Annotated in this window: 18 protein-coding genes; 9 read left to right on the top strand and 9 right to left on the bottom strand. The window is 59.8% G+C overall.

Annotation, left to right across the window (positions count from 1 at the left end):
- Nucleotides 1-23: 23 nt before the first annotated feature.
- The 3 genes from ABEH28_RS06530 to ABEH28_RS06540 all read right to left on the bottom strand — a co-directional run bounded on the left by ABEH28_RS06530 (nt 24) and on the right by ABEH28_RS06540 (nt 3,581).
- On the bottom strand, nt 24-989 hold the full coding sequence (locus ABEH28_RS06530) for a sulfonate ABC transporter substrate-binding protein (protein ID WP_346629440.1): 966 nt from the start codon (nt 987-989) through the stop codon (nt 24-26).
- Nucleotides 990-1,414: 425 nt separating this feature from the next.
- Complete coding sequence (locus ABEH28_RS06535; RefSeq protein WP_346629442.1) at nt 1,415-2,053, bottom strand: peroxiredoxin; 639 nt, start codon at nt 2,051-2,053, stop codon at nt 1,415-1,417.
- 142 nt (nt 2,054-2,195) lie between these two features.
- A complete protein-coding gene (locus ABEH28_RS06540) occupies nt 2,196-3,581 on the bottom strand; it encodes an OprD family porin (RefSeq protein WP_192171278.1) in 1,386 nt (461 codons plus the stop codon).
- Between the two features lie 792 nt (nt 3,582-4,373).
- Here ABEH28_RS06540 and tauA point away from each other — a divergent pair.
- The 4 genes from tauA (at nt 4,374) to tauD (ending at nt 7,957) form a co-directional block, all read left to right on the top strand.
- A complete protein-coding gene (tauA, locus tag ABEH28_RS06545) occupies nt 4,374-5,351 on the top strand; it encodes a taurine ABC transporter substrate-binding protein (RefSeq protein ID WP_346629443.1) in 978 nt (325 codons plus the stop codon).
- Nucleotides 5,352-5,431: 80 nt separating this feature from the next.
- A complete protein-coding gene (tauB, locus tag ABEH28_RS06550; protein ID WP_346629444.1) occupies nt 5,432-6,223 on the top strand; it encodes a taurine ABC transporter ATP-binding subunit in 792 nt (263 codons plus the stop codon).
- Between the two features lie 41 nt (nt 6,224-6,264).
- Complete coding sequence (gene tauC, locus ABEH28_RS06555) at nt 6,265-7,065, top strand: taurine ABC transporter permease TauC (protein ID WP_342345353.1); 801 nt, start codon at nt 6,265-6,267, stop codon at nt 7,063-7,065.
- Nucleotides 7,066-7,123: 58 nt separating this feature from the next.
- On the top strand, nt 7,124-7,957 hold the full coding sequence (tauD, locus tag ABEH28_RS06560) for a taurine dioxygenase (RefSeq protein ID WP_346629445.1): 834 nt from the start codon (nt 7,124-7,126) through the stop codon (nt 7,955-7,957).
- A gap of 618 nt (nt 7,958-8,575) precedes the next feature.
- On the opposite strand, the gene ABEH28_RS06565 is transcribed toward tauD, so the two are convergent.
- Nucleotides 8,576-9,016 carry a hypothetical protein gene (locus ABEH28_RS06565; protein WP_192171283.1) on the bottom strand — a complete coding sequence of 147 codons (441 nt, stop codon included), beginning with the start codon at nt 9,014-9,016 and terminating at the stop codon, nt 8,576-8,578.
- Between ABEH28_RS06565 and trmL the strand changes: the two genes are divergently transcribed.
- The gene (trmL, locus tag ABEH28_RS06570) at nt 9,015-9,470 is read left to right on the top strand and encodes a tRNA (uridine(34)/cytosine(34)/5-carboxymethylaminomethyluridine(34)-2'-O)-methyltransferase TrmL (protein ID WP_192171284.1); all 456 of its coding nucleotides are present in this window, start codon (nt 9,015-9,017) and stop codon (nt 9,468-9,470) included. The two genes, ABEH28_RS06565 and trmL, sit on opposite strands and share 2 nt — an antisense overlap.
- A gap of 75 nt (nt 9,471-9,545) precedes the next feature.
- Here the strand turns inward: trmL and secB are convergent, their stop codons facing one another.
- The 3 genes from secB to ABEH28_RS06585 all read right to left on the bottom strand — a co-directional run bounded on the left by secB (nt 9,546) and on the right by ABEH28_RS06585 (nt 10,786).
- Nucleotides 9,546-10,040, bottom strand: a complete 495-nt coding sequence (gene secB, locus ABEH28_RS06575) for a protein-export chaperone SecB (protein ID WP_192171285.1) — start codon at nt 10,038-10,040, stop codon at nt 9,546-9,548.
- 76 nt (nt 10,041-10,116) lie between these two features.
- Nucleotides 10,117-10,371 (bottom strand): glutaredoxin 3, encoded by a 255-nt coding sequence (gene grxC, locus ABEH28_RS06580; protein WP_192171286.1) that lies wholly within the window; start codon nt 10,369-10,371, stop codon nt 10,117-10,119.
- A 1-nt stretch (nt 10,372) separates the two neighbouring features.
- A complete protein-coding gene (locus ABEH28_RS06585; protein WP_346629546.1) occupies nt 10,373-10,786 on the bottom strand; it encodes a rhodanese-like domain-containing protein in 414 nt (137 codons plus the stop codon).
- Nucleotides 10,787-10,947: 161 nt separating this feature from the next.
- Here ABEH28_RS06585 and gpmI point away from each other — a divergent pair, with 161 nt between their 5' ends.
- From gpmI to ABEH28_RS06605, 4 genes are all read left to right on the top strand, one after another.
- Complete coding sequence (gene gpmI, locus ABEH28_RS06590; RefSeq protein ID WP_346629446.1) at nt 10,948-12,483, top strand: 2,3-bisphosphoglycerate-independent phosphoglycerate mutase; 1,536 nt, start codon at nt 10,948-10,950, stop codon at nt 12,481-12,483.
- A gap of 138 nt (nt 12,484-12,621) precedes the next feature.
- Nucleotides 12,622-13,944: a murein hydrolase activator EnvC gene (locus ABEH28_RS06595; RefSeq protein WP_346629447.1), complete on the top strand. Its 1,323-nt coding sequence runs from the start codon at nt 12,622-12,624 to the stop codon at nt 13,942-13,944.
- Nucleotides 13,945-13,974: 30 nt separating this feature from the next.
- Entirely contained in the window at nt 13,975-15,306 is a 1,332-nt protein-coding gene (locus ABEH28_RS06600) for a S41 family peptidase (protein ID WP_192171289.1), read from the top strand.
- A gap of 1 nt (nt 15,307) precedes the next feature.
- Entirely contained in the window at nt 15,308-16,108 is an 801-nt protein-coding gene (locus tag ABEH28_RS06605; RefSeq protein ID WP_346629448.1) for a divergent polysaccharide deacetylase family protein, read from the top strand.
- A 34-nt stretch (nt 16,109-16,142) separates the two neighbouring features.
- Here the strand turns inward: ABEH28_RS06605 and ABEH28_RS06610 are convergent, their stop codons facing one another.
- Complete coding sequence (locus ABEH28_RS06610) at nt 16,143-16,898, bottom strand: ABC transporter substrate-binding protein (protein ID WP_346629449.1); 756 nt, start codon at nt 16,896-16,898, stop codon at nt 16,143-16,145.
- A gap of 201 nt (nt 16,899-17,099) precedes the next feature.
- Nucleotides 17,100-17,870 (bottom strand): imidazole glycerol phosphate synthase subunit HisF, encoded by a 771-nt coding sequence (hisF, locus tag ABEH28_RS06615; RefSeq protein WP_346629450.1) that lies wholly within the window; start codon nt 17,868-17,870, stop codon nt 17,100-17,102.
- Nucleotides 17,871-17,935: the final 65 nt, after the last annotated feature.

The raw sequence follows: 17,935 nt of genomic DNA on the forward strand, positions 1-17,935 counted from the left end.
GTTGTCTCCTTCCAATGCCGGGCTTACTGGGCTTTCGCGACAGCAGCGGGTGGCGTCCAGATCACATCAGCGATACGCAACGGTTTAGGGATCAGCTTGAGCTGATAGAAGGTGTCGGCGATTTTTTGTTGCGCGGCGACGGTTTCAGGCGTGATGAACGAGGCGCCGTAGCCCTGACGCTTCACCGACGTGCGGGTGATGTCTTCCGGCAGGCCGAGCAGTGGCGCGACCTGTTTGGTCACCTCTTCCGGGTTGGCCTTGGACCAATCGCCGACCGCGCGCACTTCTTCAACCAGGGTCTGAATCACCTTGGGATGCTGCTGCGCATAGGGTTTGGTCGCCAGGTAGAACTGGTTGTTGTCGACGATGCCTTTGCCGTCGCGCAGTGTCTTGGCTTGAAGCTGCTGCTCGGCGGCAGCCTGGTACGGATCCCAGATCACCCAGGCATCGACGCTGCCGCGCTCGAAGGCCGCACGCGCATCGGCAGGCGGCAGGAAAACGGTCTGGATATCGGTGTACTTCAGGCCGGCGTCTTCCAGCGCGCGCACCAACAGGTAGTGCACGTTGGAGCCTTTGTTGAGGACGACTTTCTTGCCTTTGAGGTCTTTGACCGAGGTAATCGGCGAATCCTTGGGCACCAGAATCGCTTCGCTGGTGGGCGCCGGCGGCTCGGAGGCGACGTACAGCAGATCAGCGCCAGCGGCCTGGGCAAAGACAGGCGGTGTTTCGCCCGTCACGCCGAAGTCGATCGAACCCACGTTCAGGCCTTCAAGCAACTGCGGACCACCGGGAAACTCGGTCCACTGAACCTGCACGCCTTGGTCGGCGAGTTTTTTCTCGAGCGACCCTTTTGCCTTGAGCAATACCAGCGTGCCGTATTTCTGGTAACCGATGCGCAAGGTATCGGCCTGGGCCTGAGTAAGGACGCCGAAGGAAACCGCCGCAACAAACAGAGCGACCAGGCTTCGACGCAAAATAACGGTGCCCATGGCACGCTCCTTTGGTGTGTAGCTAACAGGTGGCACCTGCTCGTCCGATGGCGGACCAGTAAGGCGGAAAGGGATTCATTGCCGGCGATCTCGCCAGGACGGAGAGACCATAACAGGGGACAGTTATTCTCTAAAATCATATTTATTCATTTGGTTAGCACCAAAAGGAATATACAGATTGTTTAGCTCTTCGGTAATACGCGATCCCGTGGGAGCGAGCTTGCTCGCGAATCGGCCGATACATGCACTGAAATTCGCGGCGGCTGGAATACAGCATTCGTGAGCAAGCTCACTCCCACATGGGCTGTGTTGGCTGTGCGATAGCGCTGTGTCAGAACCCTCGTAAATATCCAACATGTTCAGCGTTCACAGCACAAAAAAAGGGCCGATAAATCGGCCCGAATGTCATGGTTGAAACCGGTGTATCAGCGATTCGGTTGTGGCGTCAGGCGCAGGTAAGGGGTAACGGCGGTATAGCCTTTAGGGAAGCGTTCCTTGATCTCTGCTTCGTCTTTGATCGACGGCACGATGACAACGTCTTCACCATCCTTCCAGTTAGCCGGCGTGGCGACTTTGTAGTTGTCGGTCAGCTGCAGCGAATCGATTACCCGCAGGATCTCGTGGAAGTTGCGACCGGTGCTGGCCGGGTAGGTGATGGTCAGGCGCACCTTCTTGTTCGGATCGATCACGAACAGCGAACGCACCGTCAGGGTTTCGCTGGCATTGGGGTGAATCAGGTCATAGAGCTCGGAAACCTTGCGATCTTCGTCCGCCAGGATCGGGAAGTTCACAAGGGTGTTCTGCGTGGTGTTGATGTCGCCGATCCACTGGGTGTGGGATTCGGCCGAGTCCACTGACAGGGCAATCGCCTTGACGTTGCGCTTGTCGAATTCGTCTTTGAGTTTTGCGGTGAAGCCCAGCTCGGTGGTGCATACCGGGGTGAAGTCGGCAGGATGCGAGAACAATACCGCCCATTTGCCATCCAGCCATTCATGAAACTTGATTGGCCCTTCGCTGGAGTTCTGTTCGAAGTCGGGTGCGATGTCGCCGAGTTTGAGGCCCATTCAGTCGTGCTCCTTGGATGGTGAGGTATGAATCACTGTGCATCCCAGCATCTGAAAACAAAAGGAACGATTGGTGCTGGATGACATTGTTTCAGGCATAAAAAAGCCCCGCCGAAGCGGGGCTCTTTTCAACACATCACGCTTATTTGAACGCGTAGGTGTAGTTGAGGACCACACGAGTCTGGTCGGTATTCTGCTGCGAAGCGTACAGATCGGTATCGGAGCGCAGGTTCGCGCGACGAACTGTAACGCCGAAGCCTTTCATGAAGCCGTCCTGGAACACGTAGTCGATGCGCATGTCACGTTCCCACTCCGAACCACGACCCAGCGATGCGTTCTGCAGACGTATCTGATCGCCATACAGGTAAGCGATGGCAGCTTTCAGACCAGGGACGCCCAGGCGTGCGAAGTCATACGAGTACTGACCGAACTTGGTCTGCTCACCGGCGCGGGTGAAGTTGGTGATCATGCTGTCGGTGAACAGGTAAACGCTGTTACCGCCTTCACCTTCGTTACGACCATTGGAGAGGTTGTTGCGGGTAACGTTGCCGTTGCTCATGACCGGCATGCCGCCGTCATCGCTCACCGACTGGTAACCCAAGAGGAATGCGTTGCCACCCAGGGTGTAGGTGAACATGGCAGTCCAGGTGTCGTTGTCAACTTCGCCCTGGCCGTCTTTGCTGTAGCCGTTGGAGAAGCGATAGCCGGTGTTGACTTCCTGATGGGCGTTCTTGCCATCGGAGGTGCTGTGGAAGTAACGCAGGTCGGTCTTGAACGACTGGTCCTCTGCGATCGGCAGGATGTGGACCAGGCCCAGGAAGTGCTGCTTGTAGTAGTCTTCAAGGTTCGCGTAGTAGTACTGAACGGTCAGGTCTTTGGTGACTTTGTAGTCGCCGCCTGCGAACTGGAAGTTGTTCGAACCTTTGTAACCACCGGCCAAGGACATGTCAGCGTAGTTACTGGAAGCACGACCGGCAGCTTGGGTCAGCTTACCGGCGGTCAGTGTCAGACCGTCGAGTTCCTTGGAAGTGACGATGCCACCTTGGAAGGTCTGCGGCAGCAGACGACCGTCGTTCGATACGAGGATCGGCAGGTTAGGCTGCAGAGCGTTACCGACTTTCAACTCGGTCTTCGAGACTTTGACCTTGGCGTTGGCCCCAGCGCGAGCCCAGTCAGCCACCGGCGTACCGTCGGAAGTTGTAGGGGAAACGGTGTTCGCAGTACTGCCGTTAGCGGCACGGTTGTCGATACCGCCGCTCAGGTTGATGCCGTACATGCCCTGAACGTCGAGGCCGAACCCAACAGTACCCGGGGTGTAACCCGAGATAAAGTTGAACAGGAAACCCTGAGTGGTCTGACGCTGGTCTTGCCCTTTGGCGCCAGTCGACGACGGCTCGCGCGGATCACCTTCGAAATACAAAGTACGGGAACTGAGTGTCGCTTTGCTGTCATCCAGGAAACCAGCTGCACCGGCCTGAGTAGCCAAGACACCTGCGTATACGGCCAAGGCCAGGGTGGACTTCTTCATTGTGTATCGCTCCTCATGAATCTAATTTTTGTAGTTCCCGGGCTAGAGCCTAAGGCTCAAAACCGAGGATGCGCGATTAGCGCCGGACCTGACTCGGCGAGTCAATGGCCCCAAGACTAATTGACTAGACCGCGGTACAGCTGGCTGCAAGGTAAGGGAAATCCTTTAAACCTAAAAAGACTTGTTAGACCTGCTTTTATGCCAAGCAGTTATATGTCACAAGCCGTTTCAGCCGTCCGTTGCGGAGTGTATCGGCCCTAATCCCTAATTCCCAAAACATATTTCGATGCCGTTCGTCAGATCGATATGTTTAGCGGTGACGTACGACCGGAACTTGACCGGTAAGTCACGGTCGTCCTGCGAAATCGGGTGAGAATTGCCTCTCCAACCGACTGAAATACATGGAATTTCTTTTCCGGTAGTCGCAAACGTTGCAGTTGTCACCCTGCTCCCCGTCTGTTTTCTGACGAAGCCAGAAAAAACCTCATCGGGGAGAAAACCACGGCAAAACTCGGCGCCGTATCGTGCATCCATCCAGATCAGTCCTTGAGAAACGCCCCATCCCTGCAGGTACATCGCTGAACAGGCGTCGCGATCGTATTTACAAATTGTGACGATTCGATGAATCGTCCATGAGCTCGGTGTTTTTCCTCTCACGATGCTCACCCATCAAGCCCGCGCGTATAGGAATTAACACTAAGCAAATTCCAAAAGGTTATTTATTTCGACTTTCTTAGATCATTTAGGCTCTGCGGCATTCGAAGGCGGTGTGCCTTTCTACGGAGCGTCACCATGAAACTGCTCAAACCCCTACGCGTCCTGGCCGCCTTGTCGCTTGCCGGCTCGGCACTCTTCGCCCAGGCCGCTGAATTCACCGTCGCCTACCAGACCACCGTGGATCCGGCGAAAGTCGCTCAGGCTGATGGCGCCTATGAAAAGGCGACGGGCTCGAAGATTTCATGGCGCAAATTCGATAATGGCGCGGACGTGATCACGGCGATCGCGTCGGGTGACGTCCAGATCGGCTACCTCGGCTCCAGCCCTCTCACCGCGGCGGCAACGCGCAAAGTACCGGTGGAAACGTTCCTTATTGCCACCCAGATCGGCGCTGCCGAGGCGCTGGTTGCGCGTAATGGCTCCGGCATCAACGGCCCACAGGATTTGATCGGGAAGAAGATCGCCGTGCCGTTCGTATCGACGGGCCACTACAGCCTGCTCGCTGCCCTGAAGTACTGGAAAATCGACCCGGCGAAAGTGACCATCCTCAATCTCGCCCCACCGGCCATTGCGGCGGCATGGAAGCGCGGTGACATCGACGCCACATACGTCTGGGACCCGGCGCTCGGCGTGGCCAAGGAGACAGGCAAAGTGCTGATCACCTCGGGCGAGCTGGCGAAAGTCGGCGCGCCGACCTTTGATGCGTGGATCGTGCGCAAGGACTTCGCCGACAAGCATCCTGAGGTCGTCAAAGCCTTCGCCAAAACCACTCTGGAAGCCTACGCCGCCTACCGCAAGGACCCTGCCGCCTGGCTGGCCGATGCCAGCAACGTCGACAAGCTGGTGAAACTCTCCGGCGCCAAACCTGGCGACATCCCGGGCCTGTTGCAGGGCAACGTCTACCCGCTGGCGGCTGATCAGGTAACTGAACTGGGCGCGCCAACCACCGACGCCATCACCAAGACCGCAGCGTTCCTCAAGGAACAAGGCAAGGTCGACGCCGTCCTGGCCGATTACACCCCTTACGTGAGCGCGAAGTTCGTCACCCAGTAAGCGAAGGCGTCCACCCGATACCGAGCCGGCTTCGACAGCCATGCCGTTGACGCACATCTATTAGAAGCGGAGTCCATGCCATGGCCCTGTTACAGCTGGAGCGCATCAGCGCACAGTATCCCGGTGCGGCCGAGCCGGTGCTGTCGGATATTTCCCTGACCCTTGGTCCGCAGCAACTGCTGGTTGCCCTGGGCCCATCCGGCAGCGGCAAGACTTCGTTGTTGAACCTGATTGCCGGGTTCGTCGCGCCAAGCGCAGGCCGCATCACCCTTGATGGCGTCCCGGTGAACGGCCCCGGCGCCGAGCGCGGCGTCGTGTTTCAGGATGACGCTCTGCTGCCCTGGCAGGATGTACTGGCCAACGTCGCATTCGGGCTGGAGCTGGCGGGCGTCCCCCGTGAAAAACGCGAGAGCAAAGCGCGGGACATGCTGGCGCTGGTTGATCTCGCCGGCTTCGAGAAGCGCCGTATCTGGGAATTGTCCGGCGGGCAGAAACAACGTGTGGGCCTTGCCCGCGCATTGGCGGCCGATCCGCGCGTGCTGCTGATGGACGAACCTTTCGGCGCCCTCGACGCCTTCACCCGCGAACAGATGCAAGAACTGCTGCTGCAAGTCTGGCAACGCAGCGCCAAACCGGTCTTCCTTATCACCCACGACATTGAAGAAGCGGTGTTCCTGTCGACCGATCTGATTCTGCTTGCGCCCAACCCCGGTCACATTGTCGAGCACCTGAAGCTCGACTTCGGTCAGCGCTACAGCGCAGGTGAATCGGCTCGCGCCATCAAGTCCGACCCTCGCTTCATCGAAACCCGCGAGCACGTGCTCGCGCGGGTATTTTCCCAGCGGCAAAGCATTCGGGAGCAACGGGCATGAGTCTTTATCAATCGCCGGAGCCCGCCCTCACTCGCGCGCCGGTGCAAACAGCACCGCGCCAGCCCTCTTCTTTCTATGTGAGCACGCGCGCCATCAGCGTGCTGACCCTCGCTTTCCTGCTGGGCGGCTGGTGGTTGGTCACAGCCCTTGAGTGGGTCGAACCGCTGTTTCTTCCGCCGCCTGCCGCTGTGCTTGAAAAAGCCTGGCTGTTGATGACCAAAGGCTACATGGACTCCACGCTCTGGCAGCACTTGGGGGCGAGCCTGCAACGCATCGGACTGGCGCTGTTCTTCGCCGTGCTGACGGCCATTCCCGTCGGCATCGCCATTGGTCATAACCGAATCGCGCGCGGGATTTTCGACCCGCTGATCGAGTTCTACCGCCCAGTGCCGCCCCTGGCCTACCTGCCGTTGATCGTGATCTGGTGCGGCATTGGCGAATTCTCCAAGGTCCTGCTGATTTATCTGGCGATCTTCGCGCCGATCGCCATCGCCACCGCGACCGGTGTGCGCACGGTCGACAGCGCAAAACTGCGCGCGGCTCAGTCTCTGGGCGCCAGCCGCTGGCAGCTCATCCGTCATGTCATCCTGCCCAGCGCCCTGCCCGACATCCTGACCGGCGTGCGCATCGGCCTCGGCGTGGGTTGGTCGACGCTGGTGGCGGCCGAGTTGATCGCCGCCACCAGTGGCCTCGGCTTCATGGTCCAGTCCGCCGCGCAGTTTCTGGTGACCGATGTAGTAGTGCTGGGAATTCTGGTCATCGCGCTGATCGCCTTCGCGCTGGAAATGGGCCTGCGCGCACTGCAACGCAAGCTCGTGCCCTGGCACGGCCAGAATCACTGAATCCAAGACCTTATTACTGACTACGCCGACACTTCGGCGCCGAACACACGAGAACACCATGAGCATTGACATACACCCGCTCAGCCCGGCGTTGGGCGCACAGATCAGCGGCGTTGACCTCAGCCGCGACCTGACCGATGAACAACGCAACGCCATCGAGCAAGCGCTGCTTGATCATCAGGTGCTGTTCTTCCGGGATCAGCCGATCACGCCGCAACAACAAGCGCGATTCGCCGCCAACTTTGGTGACCTGCACATCCATCCGATCTACCCCAACGTGCCGGAACAGCCTGAAGTGCTGATCCTCGATACCGCGGTCACCGACGTGCGCGACAACGCCATCTGGCACACCGACGTCACCTTTCTGCCGACCCCTGCGCTGGGCGCGGTGCTCAGCGCCAAGCAGGTGCCGGCTTACGGTGGGGATACGTTGTGGGCGAGCGGCATCGCTGCGTTCGAGGCGCTGTCCCGGCCGATGCAGATGTTGCTCGATGGTCTCACCGCGACCCATGACTTCACCCGGTCATTCCCGCTGGAGCGCTTTGGCAATACGGCTGAAGACCTCGCGCGTTGGGAGGAGACCCGCCGCAAGAACCCGCCGCTGTCGCACCCGGTCATTCGCACGCACCCGGTGAGCGGTCGTAAAGCATTGTTCGTGAACGACGGCTTCACCACCCGGATCAATGAATTGGAAGCTGCCGAGAGTGAGGCGATCCTGAAATTGCTGCTCGCCCACGGTACGCGTCCGGAATTCACCCTGCGCTGGCGCTGGCAGGCAAACGACGTGGCGATGTGGGACAACCGCGTAACCCAGCATTACGCAGTCGACGATTACCGTCCGCAGCGCCGCGTGATGCACCGCGCAACGATTCTGGGTGATGCGCCGTTTTGATAAGACGCCGGCAGGCGCGCTGATGCGTTTAGTGGGACCGGCTTTAGCCGGGAAGAGGCCGCCAGGTGCGCTATAGATTTGCGGCATAACGCCTGACGCCTTCCCGGCTAAAGCCGGTCCCATAATTTAGGGTTCAGCGAGCCCACTGCATGCACGCGATGCTTTTAGTGGGACCGGCTTCAGCCGGGAAGAGGCCGCCAGGTGCGCTATAGATTTGCGGCGTAACGCCTGACGCTTTCCCGGCTAAAGCCGGTCCCACAATTTTAGGGCTCAGCGAGGTTACAGACCATTCATGTACCCATATGTACTGAAGGCGGCGAGATTAAGAGCAACCTTGCCGCTCCGCTTTGGCGTGCATCACTTTGGTCTCTCGTACTCGGAGAATGCGCGAATAGCGTGCAAAAACGCTCACCAATTATCCAACCCCGAAAGTCGATTCGAACCTCATCCCTATACCCGTCTATAAAAGGCGCGGGCTGAAAGGCCCTAAATCCGTCTCCTGCAGGACATTACGAATATTCCTACGGAAATTTCCTAAAACTGGCACGCACGCTGCAATAGGTTATACATCACCAGTTTTGGGGACCTTGGTACAGGCAGGCCGGGGATTCCCCTCTTTTATTCCTCCCGGAGACTGACCTCCAGTCTCCAGCGCCCGTCCTGGGTTGCACCGCGCCAGTCGCCGTGCAGAGGACGGGCCGCCAGCAGGTTCAGCAACAGCCCTTTATCACTTCGTTGCACTCTCCAGCGCACGTCTTTGCCGTTGAGCTTCAGTTCGCCTTTCTGCGCCTGACCCTGGGCGTTGAACAGCAGCGCCACAGCACCGTCGATGTGTTCACCATGAAGCTGCGGCTCGCGGTTAAACCACACGGCAACGCCGTTCGGCAGCACTTCGACGGTTTGCAGCTGGATGGGGTCCGGGGTCGTCACGCGGCCGATCATCAGCCCGACCATCACACCAACGATCGCCACCGAGCCCAGAAACTTGGGCCATAGCTTCGGCCTGGGGTCTTCTTCAGGGGTAGAATGCATCCCGTCCTTTCGTTCGGAGCCGTGCATGTTTCACGTGATCCTTTTTCAACCAGAAATTCCGCCGAATACCGGCAACATCATCAGGCTCTGCGCCAACAGCGGCTGCAGCCTGCATTTGATCGAGCCGCTGGGCTTCGAGCTGGATGACAAACGCCTGCGTCGAGCCGGCCTTGATTACCACGAATACGCCACGCTGCATCGTCACGCCGACCTGCCGAGCTGCCTTGAAAGCATCGGCCACCCGCGGCTGTTTGCTTTTACCACAAAGGGCTCGCGGGTTTTCCACGATGCGCAATTCCAGGAAGGCGATGCTTTCCTATTCGGCCCGGAAAGCCGAGGGCTGCCGCCGGAGGTGCTGGATCCGCTGTCGAGCGACCAACGCCTGCGCCTGCCGATGCGCGAAGGTTGCCGCAGTTTGAATCTGTCGAATACTGTCGCAGTGGCGGTGTATGAAGGCTGGCGGCAGTTGGGGTTCAAGTAACCCACCCGCAGCACCGCCGAATGCCGCCCACAAAAAAGCGCCCTCACAGGCGCTTTTTTATTGCAGCGACAACGCTTACTGAACGGTAGGCGTTGGCGTTTCGCCGCTTTCCTGCATGCGTTGCAGTTCTTGCGCGTACAGGGCGTCGAAGTTCACCGGGGCCAGCATCAGCGCAGGGAACGAGCCACGGACAACCAGGCTGTCGATGGTTTCGCGAGCGTACGGGAAGAGGATGTTCGGGCAGAACGCGCCCAGGGTGTGGCTCATCGAGCTGGCATCCAGGCCCTTGATCAGGAAGATACCGGCTTGCTGGACTTCAGCGATGAAGGCGATTTCGTCGCCGTTCTTCACTTCGACGGACAGGGTCAGCACGACTTCGTAGAAGTCATTTTCCAGCTGCTTCTGGCGGGTGTTCAGGTCCAGGCTAACGCTCGGGGTCCATTCTTGACGGAAGATCGCCGGGCTTTTTGGCGCTTCGAACGACAGGTCGCGGACGTAGATGCGTTGCAGGGAAAACTGCGGTGCTTCTTCTTCGTTGGAAGTGGCGCCGTTATTCGGTTGATCAGTCATCTCAGATCCTTACATTGGGGTCTTGTAGGCTTCCGGGCTGTGCAAAAAACCATCGTTTCCACATCCCGGTTCGAATTCAGGCGCTCAGCAGCTTATCCAGCTTGCCGGCGCGCTCCAGCGCGAACAGGTCATCGCAACCGCCAACATGGACCGGGCCGATCCAGATCTGCGGAACCGAGGTACGCCCGGATTTTTTAGTCATTTCAGCGCGAATCTGTGGCTTGCCGTCGACCTTGATCTCTTGGAAGCCGACACCCTTGCCCGCCAGCAACGACTTGGCGCGGGAGCAATAAGGGCAGTAATCGCTGGAGTAGACGACGACGTCGGTCATTTCACTTCACCAGCGGCAGGTTGTCACCGCGCCATGACGAAATACCACCGGACAGCTTGGCGGCGTTGAAGCCCGCTTTCAGCAGTTCGCGTGCGGTATGGCCTGCGTGCTGGCCAGCGGCGTCGACGATGATCAGGGTTTTAGGCTTGAATTTCTCCAGCTCCGAAGTGCGAGTCAGGATTTTGTCCTGGGGGAAATTCACCGCGCCGACGATGTGGCCGGCAGTGAAGTCTTTCTTGGCGCGGACGTCGATGACAACGGCTTCGTCGCGGTTGACCAGAGCGGTCAATTCGCCGGTGCTCAGGCTGCGGCCGCCTTTGCTAAGCTCGGTTGCGATCAGCAGGCCCAGCAGGATGACGAAAGCACCCGTCAGCAAATAGTGATTCGTGGCAAATTCAATCAGGTGAGCAACCATCATCAGGTTCCAGGGCGTTAAAATGTCGGCCAGTATACACAGCACCCAAGGTCGGCCAAAGCCCGTACGGCAGTGACGTCGTTTAGCTTGTTGCCGATTTGAACTTGTCCCTAAACTGTCGATCTTTTTTCTACTTCACCTATTAGCCAAGAGTGGGACTCATGACTACCACGCCTAAACCTTTGGTTCTGATCATCCTGGACGGCTTCGGTCACAGCGACAGCCACCACGGCAATGCGGTCTACGCAGCGAAGATGCCGGTCTTCGATCGCTTGTACCAGACCATGCCAAACGGCTTGATCTCCGGGTCCGGCATGGATGTCGGTCTGCCTGACGGGCAGATGGGCAACTCCGAAGTCGGCCACATGAACCTGGGCGCCGGCCGCGTGGTGTATCAGGACTTCACCCGCGTGACCAAAGCGATCCGCGACGGCGAGTTCTTCGAAAATCCCGCCATCTGCAAAGCAGTCGATCAAGCGGTCGGCGCCGGCAAGGCCGTGCACATCCTCGGCCTGTTGTCCGATGGCGGCGTTCACAGCCATGAAGATCACCTGGTGGCGATGGTCGAGCTGGCCGCCAAGCGCGGCGCCGACAAGATCTACTTGCACGCCTTCCTCGATGGTCGCGACACGCCACCGCGCAGTGCCCATCAATACCTTGAGACCATGGAAGCAGCCTACGCGCGCCTGGGCAAAGGTCGCACCGCCACGATCATCGGCCGTTACTTCGCCATGGACCGCGACAATCGCTGGGACCGTGTCGAAGCTGCCTACAACCTGATCGTCGACGGCACTTCGGAGTTCCACGCCGACAACGCCAAGGCCGCGCTGGACGCCGCTTATGAGCGAGGCGAGAACGACGAATTCGTTAAAGCCACCAGCATCGGCGCGCCGGTGACAGTCGAAGACGGCGACGCGGTGGTGTTCATGAACTTCCGTTCCGACCGCGCCCGCGAACTGACCCGCGTATTCGTCGAAGACGATTTCGCGGACTTCGCCCGTCGCCGTCAGGCCAAGCTGGCCGGCTTCGTCACGCTGACCAAGTACGCCGCCAACATCGACGCACCCGCGGCGTTCGAAAAGGCCGGCCTGCACAACGTGCTCGGCGAATACCTGTCGAACAACGGCAAGACTCAGCTGCGCATCGCCGAGACCGAGAAGTACGCCCACGTGACGTTCTTCTTCTCCGGTGGCCGTGAAGAACCCTTCCCTGGCGAAGAGCGCATCCTGATCCCTTCACCCAAAGTGGCGACTTACGACCTGCAGCCAGAAATGAGCGCGCCGGAAGTCACCGACCGAATTGTCGACGCCATCGAGCATCAGCGTTATGACGTGATCGTCGTCAACTACGCCAACGGCGACATGGTGGGCCACAGCGGGATCATGGAAGCCGCCGTCAAGGCCGTTGAGTGCCTGGACGTCTGCGTCGGGCGCATCACCCAGGCGCTGGAAAAAGTCGGCGGAGAAGCGCTGATTACGGCCGACCACGGCAACGTCGAACAGATGACCAACGAGGAGACCCACCAGCCTCACACCGCTCACACCACCGAGCCGGTGCCGTTCATTTATGTCGGCAAGCGTGACCTGAAGGTGCGCGATGGCGGCGTATTGGCGGACGTCGCGCCCACCATGCTGACGCTGCTCGGCATGGAAATCCCGCAAGAAATGACCGGCACGTCGATTCTGGTCGCCAAGTAAGCCTCTCGAACCGGTCCGCCAGTCGCTGGCGGGCCGGTTTTGTATGAAATGTCTGACGGCCAAGTCGTCCGAGCGTTTTTTTTGCAGCCACCGCCGGGCATACTAGTCCCGTCTTCACTCCTGGTATCGCCCAACCTCATGCTTCGCGCCCTGATCACCCTCGCTTTGATTTGTATGCTCAATCCGGCCTTCGCCGACGATGATCGCGCACAAACGCAGAAACAGCTGGATGCCACGCGTCAGGACATCACCGAACTGAAGAAAGCGCTGAGCCAGCTGCAGGAAGAAAAGTCAGGCGTTCAGAAAGACCTGCGCTCCACTGAAACGGAGATGGGCAAGCTGGAAAAGCAGGTGGAGGCCCTGCAAAAAGAACTAAAAAAGACTGAAAGCGAGCTGCAACGGCTCGACCAGGAGAAAAAAAAACTCCAAAGCGCACGCGTTGAACAACAACGACTGATCGCCATTCAGGCCCGCGCTGCGTACCAGAGCGGCCGCCAGGAATACCTCAAACTGCTGCTCAATCAGCAGAACCCAGAGAAATTCGCCCGCACCCTCACCTATTACGATTACCTGAGCCAGGCGCGCCTGGAGCAGTTGCGCAGCTTCAATGAAACCCTGCGCCAGCTGGCCGGCGTCGAGAAAGACATCGACCTGCAGCAAGCGCAGCTCCTGGTGCAGAAGAGCTCGCTGGATGACCAGAAAGCCCAGCTCGATACCGTGCGCCAGGAACGGCAGGTAGCGCTGGCCAAGTTGAATCAGGACTACAAGGTTCGCGACCAGAAGCTGCAGTCGCGGCAGCAGGATCAAGCCGACCTGACCAAAGTCCTCAAGACCATCGAGGAGACCCTCGCCCGCCAGGCCCGTGAAGCCGAAGAGGCGCGCCAGAAGGCGTTGCTCGCGCAGCAAGAGGCCGAGAAACGGCAGCGCGAGCAGGAAGCGTTGGCGAAAAGCCGTGAAAAAGACAACAGCAAGGACGACATCGATGAAGCCCCGCGTCGCCCGACCAAAGCGCCCGGCGCGATGGTTTCCAGTGCCGGTCAGTCGTACGGCGGCGCTTTTGAGCAAGCAAAGGGAAAACTTCCTTGGCCCGTCGATGGTCGATTGTTGGCGCGATTCGGTGAAAGCCGTGGCGATGACGAGCGCACCAAGTGGGACGGCGTGTTGATCAGTGCGGCTGCAGGCAGCCAGGTCCGCGCGGTGCACGGCGGTCGGGTGGTCTTCGCCGACTGGTTGCGCGGCGCCGGGCTTCTGGTCATTCTCGACCACGGCAATGGTTATTTGAGTCTGTACGGTCACAACCAGAGCCTGTTGAAAGAGGCCGGTGACGTCGTAAAAGCCGGAGAAGCGATCTCCACTGTCGGTAACAGTGGTGGCGGTCAGGACACTCCGGCGTTGTATTTCGCTATTCGTCAGCAGGGTCGCCCTAGTGATCCGGCCCAATGGTGTCGCACTCAAGGATAAGTCGACACCTCACTCAGGAGTTCGTAAGACATGCTGTTTTCGTCCCGCCTCACCTCGCTGGCCCTGACTATCGCCGTCGTTATCGGTGCTCCTCTGGCCCAGGCTGCCGGTGCCGCACCTGCCGCTGCGCCAGCCGCCACTGCGCCCGCCAATGCCGCGAACATCAAGGCGCCGCTGCCGCTCGACGAGCTGCGCACCTTCGCCGAGGTCATGGACCGGATCAAAGCCGCGTACGTCGAACCCGTAGATGACAAGACCCTGCTGGAAAACGCCATCAAGGGCATGCTCAGTAACCTCGATCCGCACTCCGCTTACCTGGGCCCGGAAGATTTCCAGGAGCTGCAGGAAAGCACCAGCGGCGAGTTCGGCGGGTTGGGTATCGAAGTGGGCGTCGAAGACGGCTTTGTAAAGGTGGTCTCTCCCATCGATGACACCCCTGCGTCCAAGGCCGGCATTGAGGCAGGCGACTTGATCGTCAAGATCAACGGCACGCCGACCCAGGGCCAGACCATGCAGGAAGCCGTGGACAAGATGCGCGGCAAGCTCGGCGAGAAAATCACCCTCACGCTGGTACGTGACGGCGGCACCCCGTTCGACGTGACGCTGGCGCGCGCCACCATTCAGGTGAAGAGCGTGAAGGCGCAGATGCTGGAGCCGGGTTACGGCTACATCCGCATCACCCAGTTCCAGGTCAAGACCGGTGAGGAAGTCGGCAAGGCGCTGGCCAAACTGCGCAAAGACAACGGCAAGAAGATGAGCGGCCTGATCCTCGACCTGCGCAACAACCCGGGTGGCGTGTTGCAGGCGGCAGTCGAAGTGGCTGACCACTTTCTGACCAAGGGCCTGATCGTTTACACCAAGGGCCGCATCGCCAACTCCGAACTGCGTTTCTCGGCAGACCCGGCCGACGCCAGCGAAGGCGTGCCTCTGGTTGTGCTGATCAACGGCGGCAGCGCCTCGGCGTCGGAGATCGTCGCCGGTGCCTTGCAAGACCAGAAGCGCGGCATCCTGATGGGCACCGATACGTTCGGTAAAGGCTCGGTGCAAACCGTTCTGCCGCTGGCCAACGACCGCGCGCTGAAGATCACCACGGCGCTGTATTACACGCCGAACGGCCGCTCGATTCAGGCTCAGGGCATCAACCCGGACATCGAAGTCAAACGCGCCAAGCTCACCGCCGAAGCCGATGGCGACAACTACAAAGAGGCCGATCTGCTCGGTCACTTGGGCAACGGCAACGGCGGCGCGGACAAACCGACCACCAAGGCCAAGGCTGGCAAGGCGCGTCCGCAGGACGATGACTACCAGATGAACCAGGCCCTCAGCTTGCTTAAGGGTTTGAGTGTCACGCGCGGCAATTGAGGTGCGCGTCTGGTTGACCGGGCTCATTGGCGCCCTTGTCGTGACAACGGGTGCTGCACACGCAGCGCCCGTCGAATCCCCAGCGACCGCCGGCAAAGCGCCGAAGGTCGCCTATCTCAGTTTGATCATCGACGATCTCGGGCAAAACCCTGAACGGGACAGCCGCGCGCTGGCCCTTCCCGGCCCCGTGACGCTGGCGATCATGCCCGACACCCCCCACGCCACCGACTTCGCCCGCCAGGCGCACAAGGCTGGCAAGACGGTCATGCTGCACATGCCCATGGATCCGGCGACCGGGCCCTACGCCTGGCATCCCGAACTGCCCCTGCCCGAGCTCGAATCGCGCCTGAACGCTGCGCTGCTGAAAGTCCCCTACGCCGCTGGCATCAATAACCACATGGGCAGCCGCATGACCGCTGAGCCGGTGGCCATGGGCTGGCTGGTAGGTGAGCTGCAGCGACGTCATCTGTTTCTGGTCGACAGCCGCACCAGCGCCAAAACCGTTGCGGCGGCTGAAGCCCAGAAGATTGGGCTGGCCAGCGTGTCCAGGGATGTCTTCCTCGACGACGAGCGCACCGCAGAGGCCATTAGCGGCCAGCTTCAGACGGCGATCAAGCTCGCTCACAAGCAAGGCTCGGCCGTAATGATCGGCCATCCCTATCCGGTGACGCTCGACGTGCTTGAGCGCGAGCTGCCCAAGCTTAAATCCCAAGGTATAGAGCTGATCGAGATCCGCCACATGGTCACTGAGCGCGGAAATGAGGCGATGGCCGGCCATGGCAAGAACGGGCGTTATCGCTAGGCCGAAGGCGCTTCGCCAGAGGTCCGATAAGTGATCAGAGGTATTTGGCGAAAATCGAATCGGCCACGCCTTCCTTGCGGAGCTGATCCAGCGCGTTTTGCAAGCGGGTGACTACGGCATCGGGGGTGTCTTTGTTCAGCGCCAAAAACAGTTCGGCGCTGTTGAAGCGCAGCACGGTCTTCAATCCCGTAATGCCCTCCTGCCGCGCCAGGTACCGCCCCGCCGGATCGCCGGTGGCCCACAGATCGAGCTGACCATCGACCAGCTTCCTGGCGTTGTCTTTGTCGCTGAGCACGGTGATCGGCTTCATGCCCTGACGCGCAAGCTCCACTGCGATGGCGTCGCCCTTGTAGGCCCCGATTCGGTAAGACCGCGCGGCCTCAAGCGTGCTCAGCTGGATTGGGCTGTCAGCCCGCGCCAGCAGAATCCAGTCGTCGGGGCCAATGGGGCCGACCCACTTGAAGAGCGTTTCGCGCTCGGGCAATCGCGCAGTCACAAAGACGCCATAGCCGGGATTTTCCATCGCCAGTTTGTAGATGCGATCCCAAGGGAAGCGCAGGGTCATGTTGTAGCCGATACCGGCGCGCTTGAAGGTCTCGCGCACCACTTCGACGGCGATGCCCTTGATGTTGGCTTCCTGGGCGAAATTCTTGCCGTCGGTGGCCATGTTGTAAGGGGGGAAGTTTTCGGTCAGAAGGACCATCGAATAGGCCGGTGCATCGTCGGCCCGGGCGGCTCCTGACAGCAACGTCGCGACGCTGATCAGTGCAAGAAAAACACCTTTGAACATATCCCTGGCACCTGATCCTGACGACGGCAAGAGAGTGCCGTTAACGATCTGCAAAGTCCAGTTCGGCGGTAGGCATGGTCGTTTTCAGAGCAGGTCGGTCATGACCCCACCGGGGCGCACGCCCCCAATGTGGGAGCGAGCTTGCCCGCGAATAGTGCTAGACGGCCGCCGATATTCAGCGGCTGAACGGCCGGAGGCGCCTCAGCGAACCACGATCCCTTGCGCCGCCATGTACGCCTTTGCTTCTGGCACAGTGTATTCGCCGAAGTGGAAAATACTCGCTGCCAGCACGGCACTGGCGTGGCCTTCCAGCACGCCGGCGGCCAGATGCTCAAGATTGCCTACGCCACCCGATGCGATGACCGGGATGCCAAGGGCATCGCTGATCGCCCGGGTCACGCCCAGGTCGAAACCGTTCTTCATGCCGTCCTGATCCATGCTGGTCAGCAGGATTTCCCCAGCGCCCAGGTCTTCCATCTTCTTCGCCCACATCACCGCGTCCAGCCCAGTCGGCTTGCGACCGCCGTGGGTGAAGATTTCCCAGCGTGGGGTTTCGCCGGGCAGCGAGACCTTCTTGGCGTCGATGGCCACGACGATACATTGCGAACCAAACCGCGCAGCGGCTTCACCGACGAACTCGGGGTTGAATACCGCGGCGGTATTGATCGACACCTTGTCCGCACCGGCGTTGAGCAGGTTGCGGATGTCCTGCACCGTGCGCACGCCGCCACCCACGGTCAGCGGGATGAACACCTGACTGGCCATGCGCTCGACGGTATGCAACGTGGTGTCGCGGCCATCAACGCTGGCGGTGATGTCAAGGAAGGTAATCTCGTCGGCACCCTGCTCGTCATAACGCCGGGCGATCTCGACCGGATCACCGGCGTCGCGGATGTTCTCGAACTTCACGCCCTTGACCACACGGCCGTTGTCGACGTCCAGGCAAGGGATGATGCGTTTGGCGAGGGCCATGGGCCGGTTCTCCGAAAACGGTTGGGAATCTGCCCAACATCACAACATTCTGATTTGAAGCACGT

The organism is Pseudomonas sp. Ps21-P2 (genome assembly GCF_039672565.1).
Lineage (GTDB): Bacteria > Pseudomonadota > Gammaproteobacteria > Pseudomonadales > Pseudomonadaceae > Aquipseudomonas.

Bases quoted from the DNA above. Each gene is read 5' to 3' on its own strand.
- ABEH28_RS06530 (WP_346629440.1), bottom strand. From the start codon at position 989: ATGGGCACCGTTATTTTGCGTCGAAGCCTGGTCGCTCTGTTTGTTGCG.
- ABEH28_RS06535 (WP_346629442.1), bottom strand. From the start codon at position 2,053: ATGGGCCTCAAACTCGGCGACATCGCACCCGACTTCGAACAGAACTCC.
- ABEH28_RS06540 (WP_192171278.1), bottom strand. From the start codon at position 3,581: ATGAAGAAGTCCACCCTGGCCTTGGCCGTATACGCAGGTGTCTTGGCT.
- tauA (WP_346629443.1), top strand. From the start codon at position 4,374: ATGAAACTGCTCAAACCCCTACGCGTCCTGGCCGCCTTGTCGCTTGCC.
- tauB (WP_346629444.1), top strand. From the start codon at position 5,432: ATGGCCCTGTTACAGCTGGAGCGCATCAGCGCACAGTATCCCGGTGCG.
- tauD (WP_346629445.1), top strand. From the start codon at position 7,124: ATGAGCATTGACATACACCCGCTCAGCCCGGCGTTGGGCGCACAGATC.
- trmL (WP_192171284.1), top strand. From the start codon at position 9,015: ATGTTTCACGTGATCCTTTTTCAACCAGAAATTCCGCCGAATACCGGC.
- ABEH28_RS06565 (WP_192171283.1), bottom strand. From the start codon at position 9,016: ATGCACGGCTCCGAACGAAAGGACGGGATGCATTCTACCCCTGAAGAA.
- secB (WP_192171285.1), bottom strand. From the start codon at position 10,040: ATGACTGATCAACCGAATAACGGCGCCACTTCCAACGAAGAAGAAGCA.
- grxC (WP_192171286.1), bottom strand. From the start codon at position 10,371: ATGACCGACGTCGTCGTCTACTCCAGCGATTACTGCCCTTATTGCTCC.
- ABEH28_RS06585 (WP_346629546.1), bottom strand. From the start codon at position 10,786: ATGGTTGCTCACCTGATTGAATTTGCCACGAATCACTATTTGCTGACG.
- gpmI (WP_346629446.1), top strand. From the start codon at position 10,948: ATGACTACCACGCCTAAACCTTTGGTTCTGATCATCCTGGACGGCTTC.
- ABEH28_RS06595 (WP_346629447.1), top strand. From the start codon at position 12,622: ATGCTTCGCGCCCTGATCACCCTCGCTTTGATTTGTATGCTCAATCCG.
- ABEH28_RS06600 (WP_192171289.1), top strand. From the start codon at position 13,975: ATGCTGTTTTCGTCCCGCCTCACCTCGCTGGCCCTGACTATCGCCGTC.
- ABEH28_RS06610 (WP_346629449.1), bottom strand. From the start codon at position 16,898: ATGTTCAAAGGTGTTTTTCTTGCACTGATCAGCGTCGCGACGTTGCTG.
- hisF (WP_346629450.1), bottom strand. From the start codon at position 17,870: ATGGCCCTCGCCAAACGCATCATCCCTTGCCTGGACGTCGACAACGGC.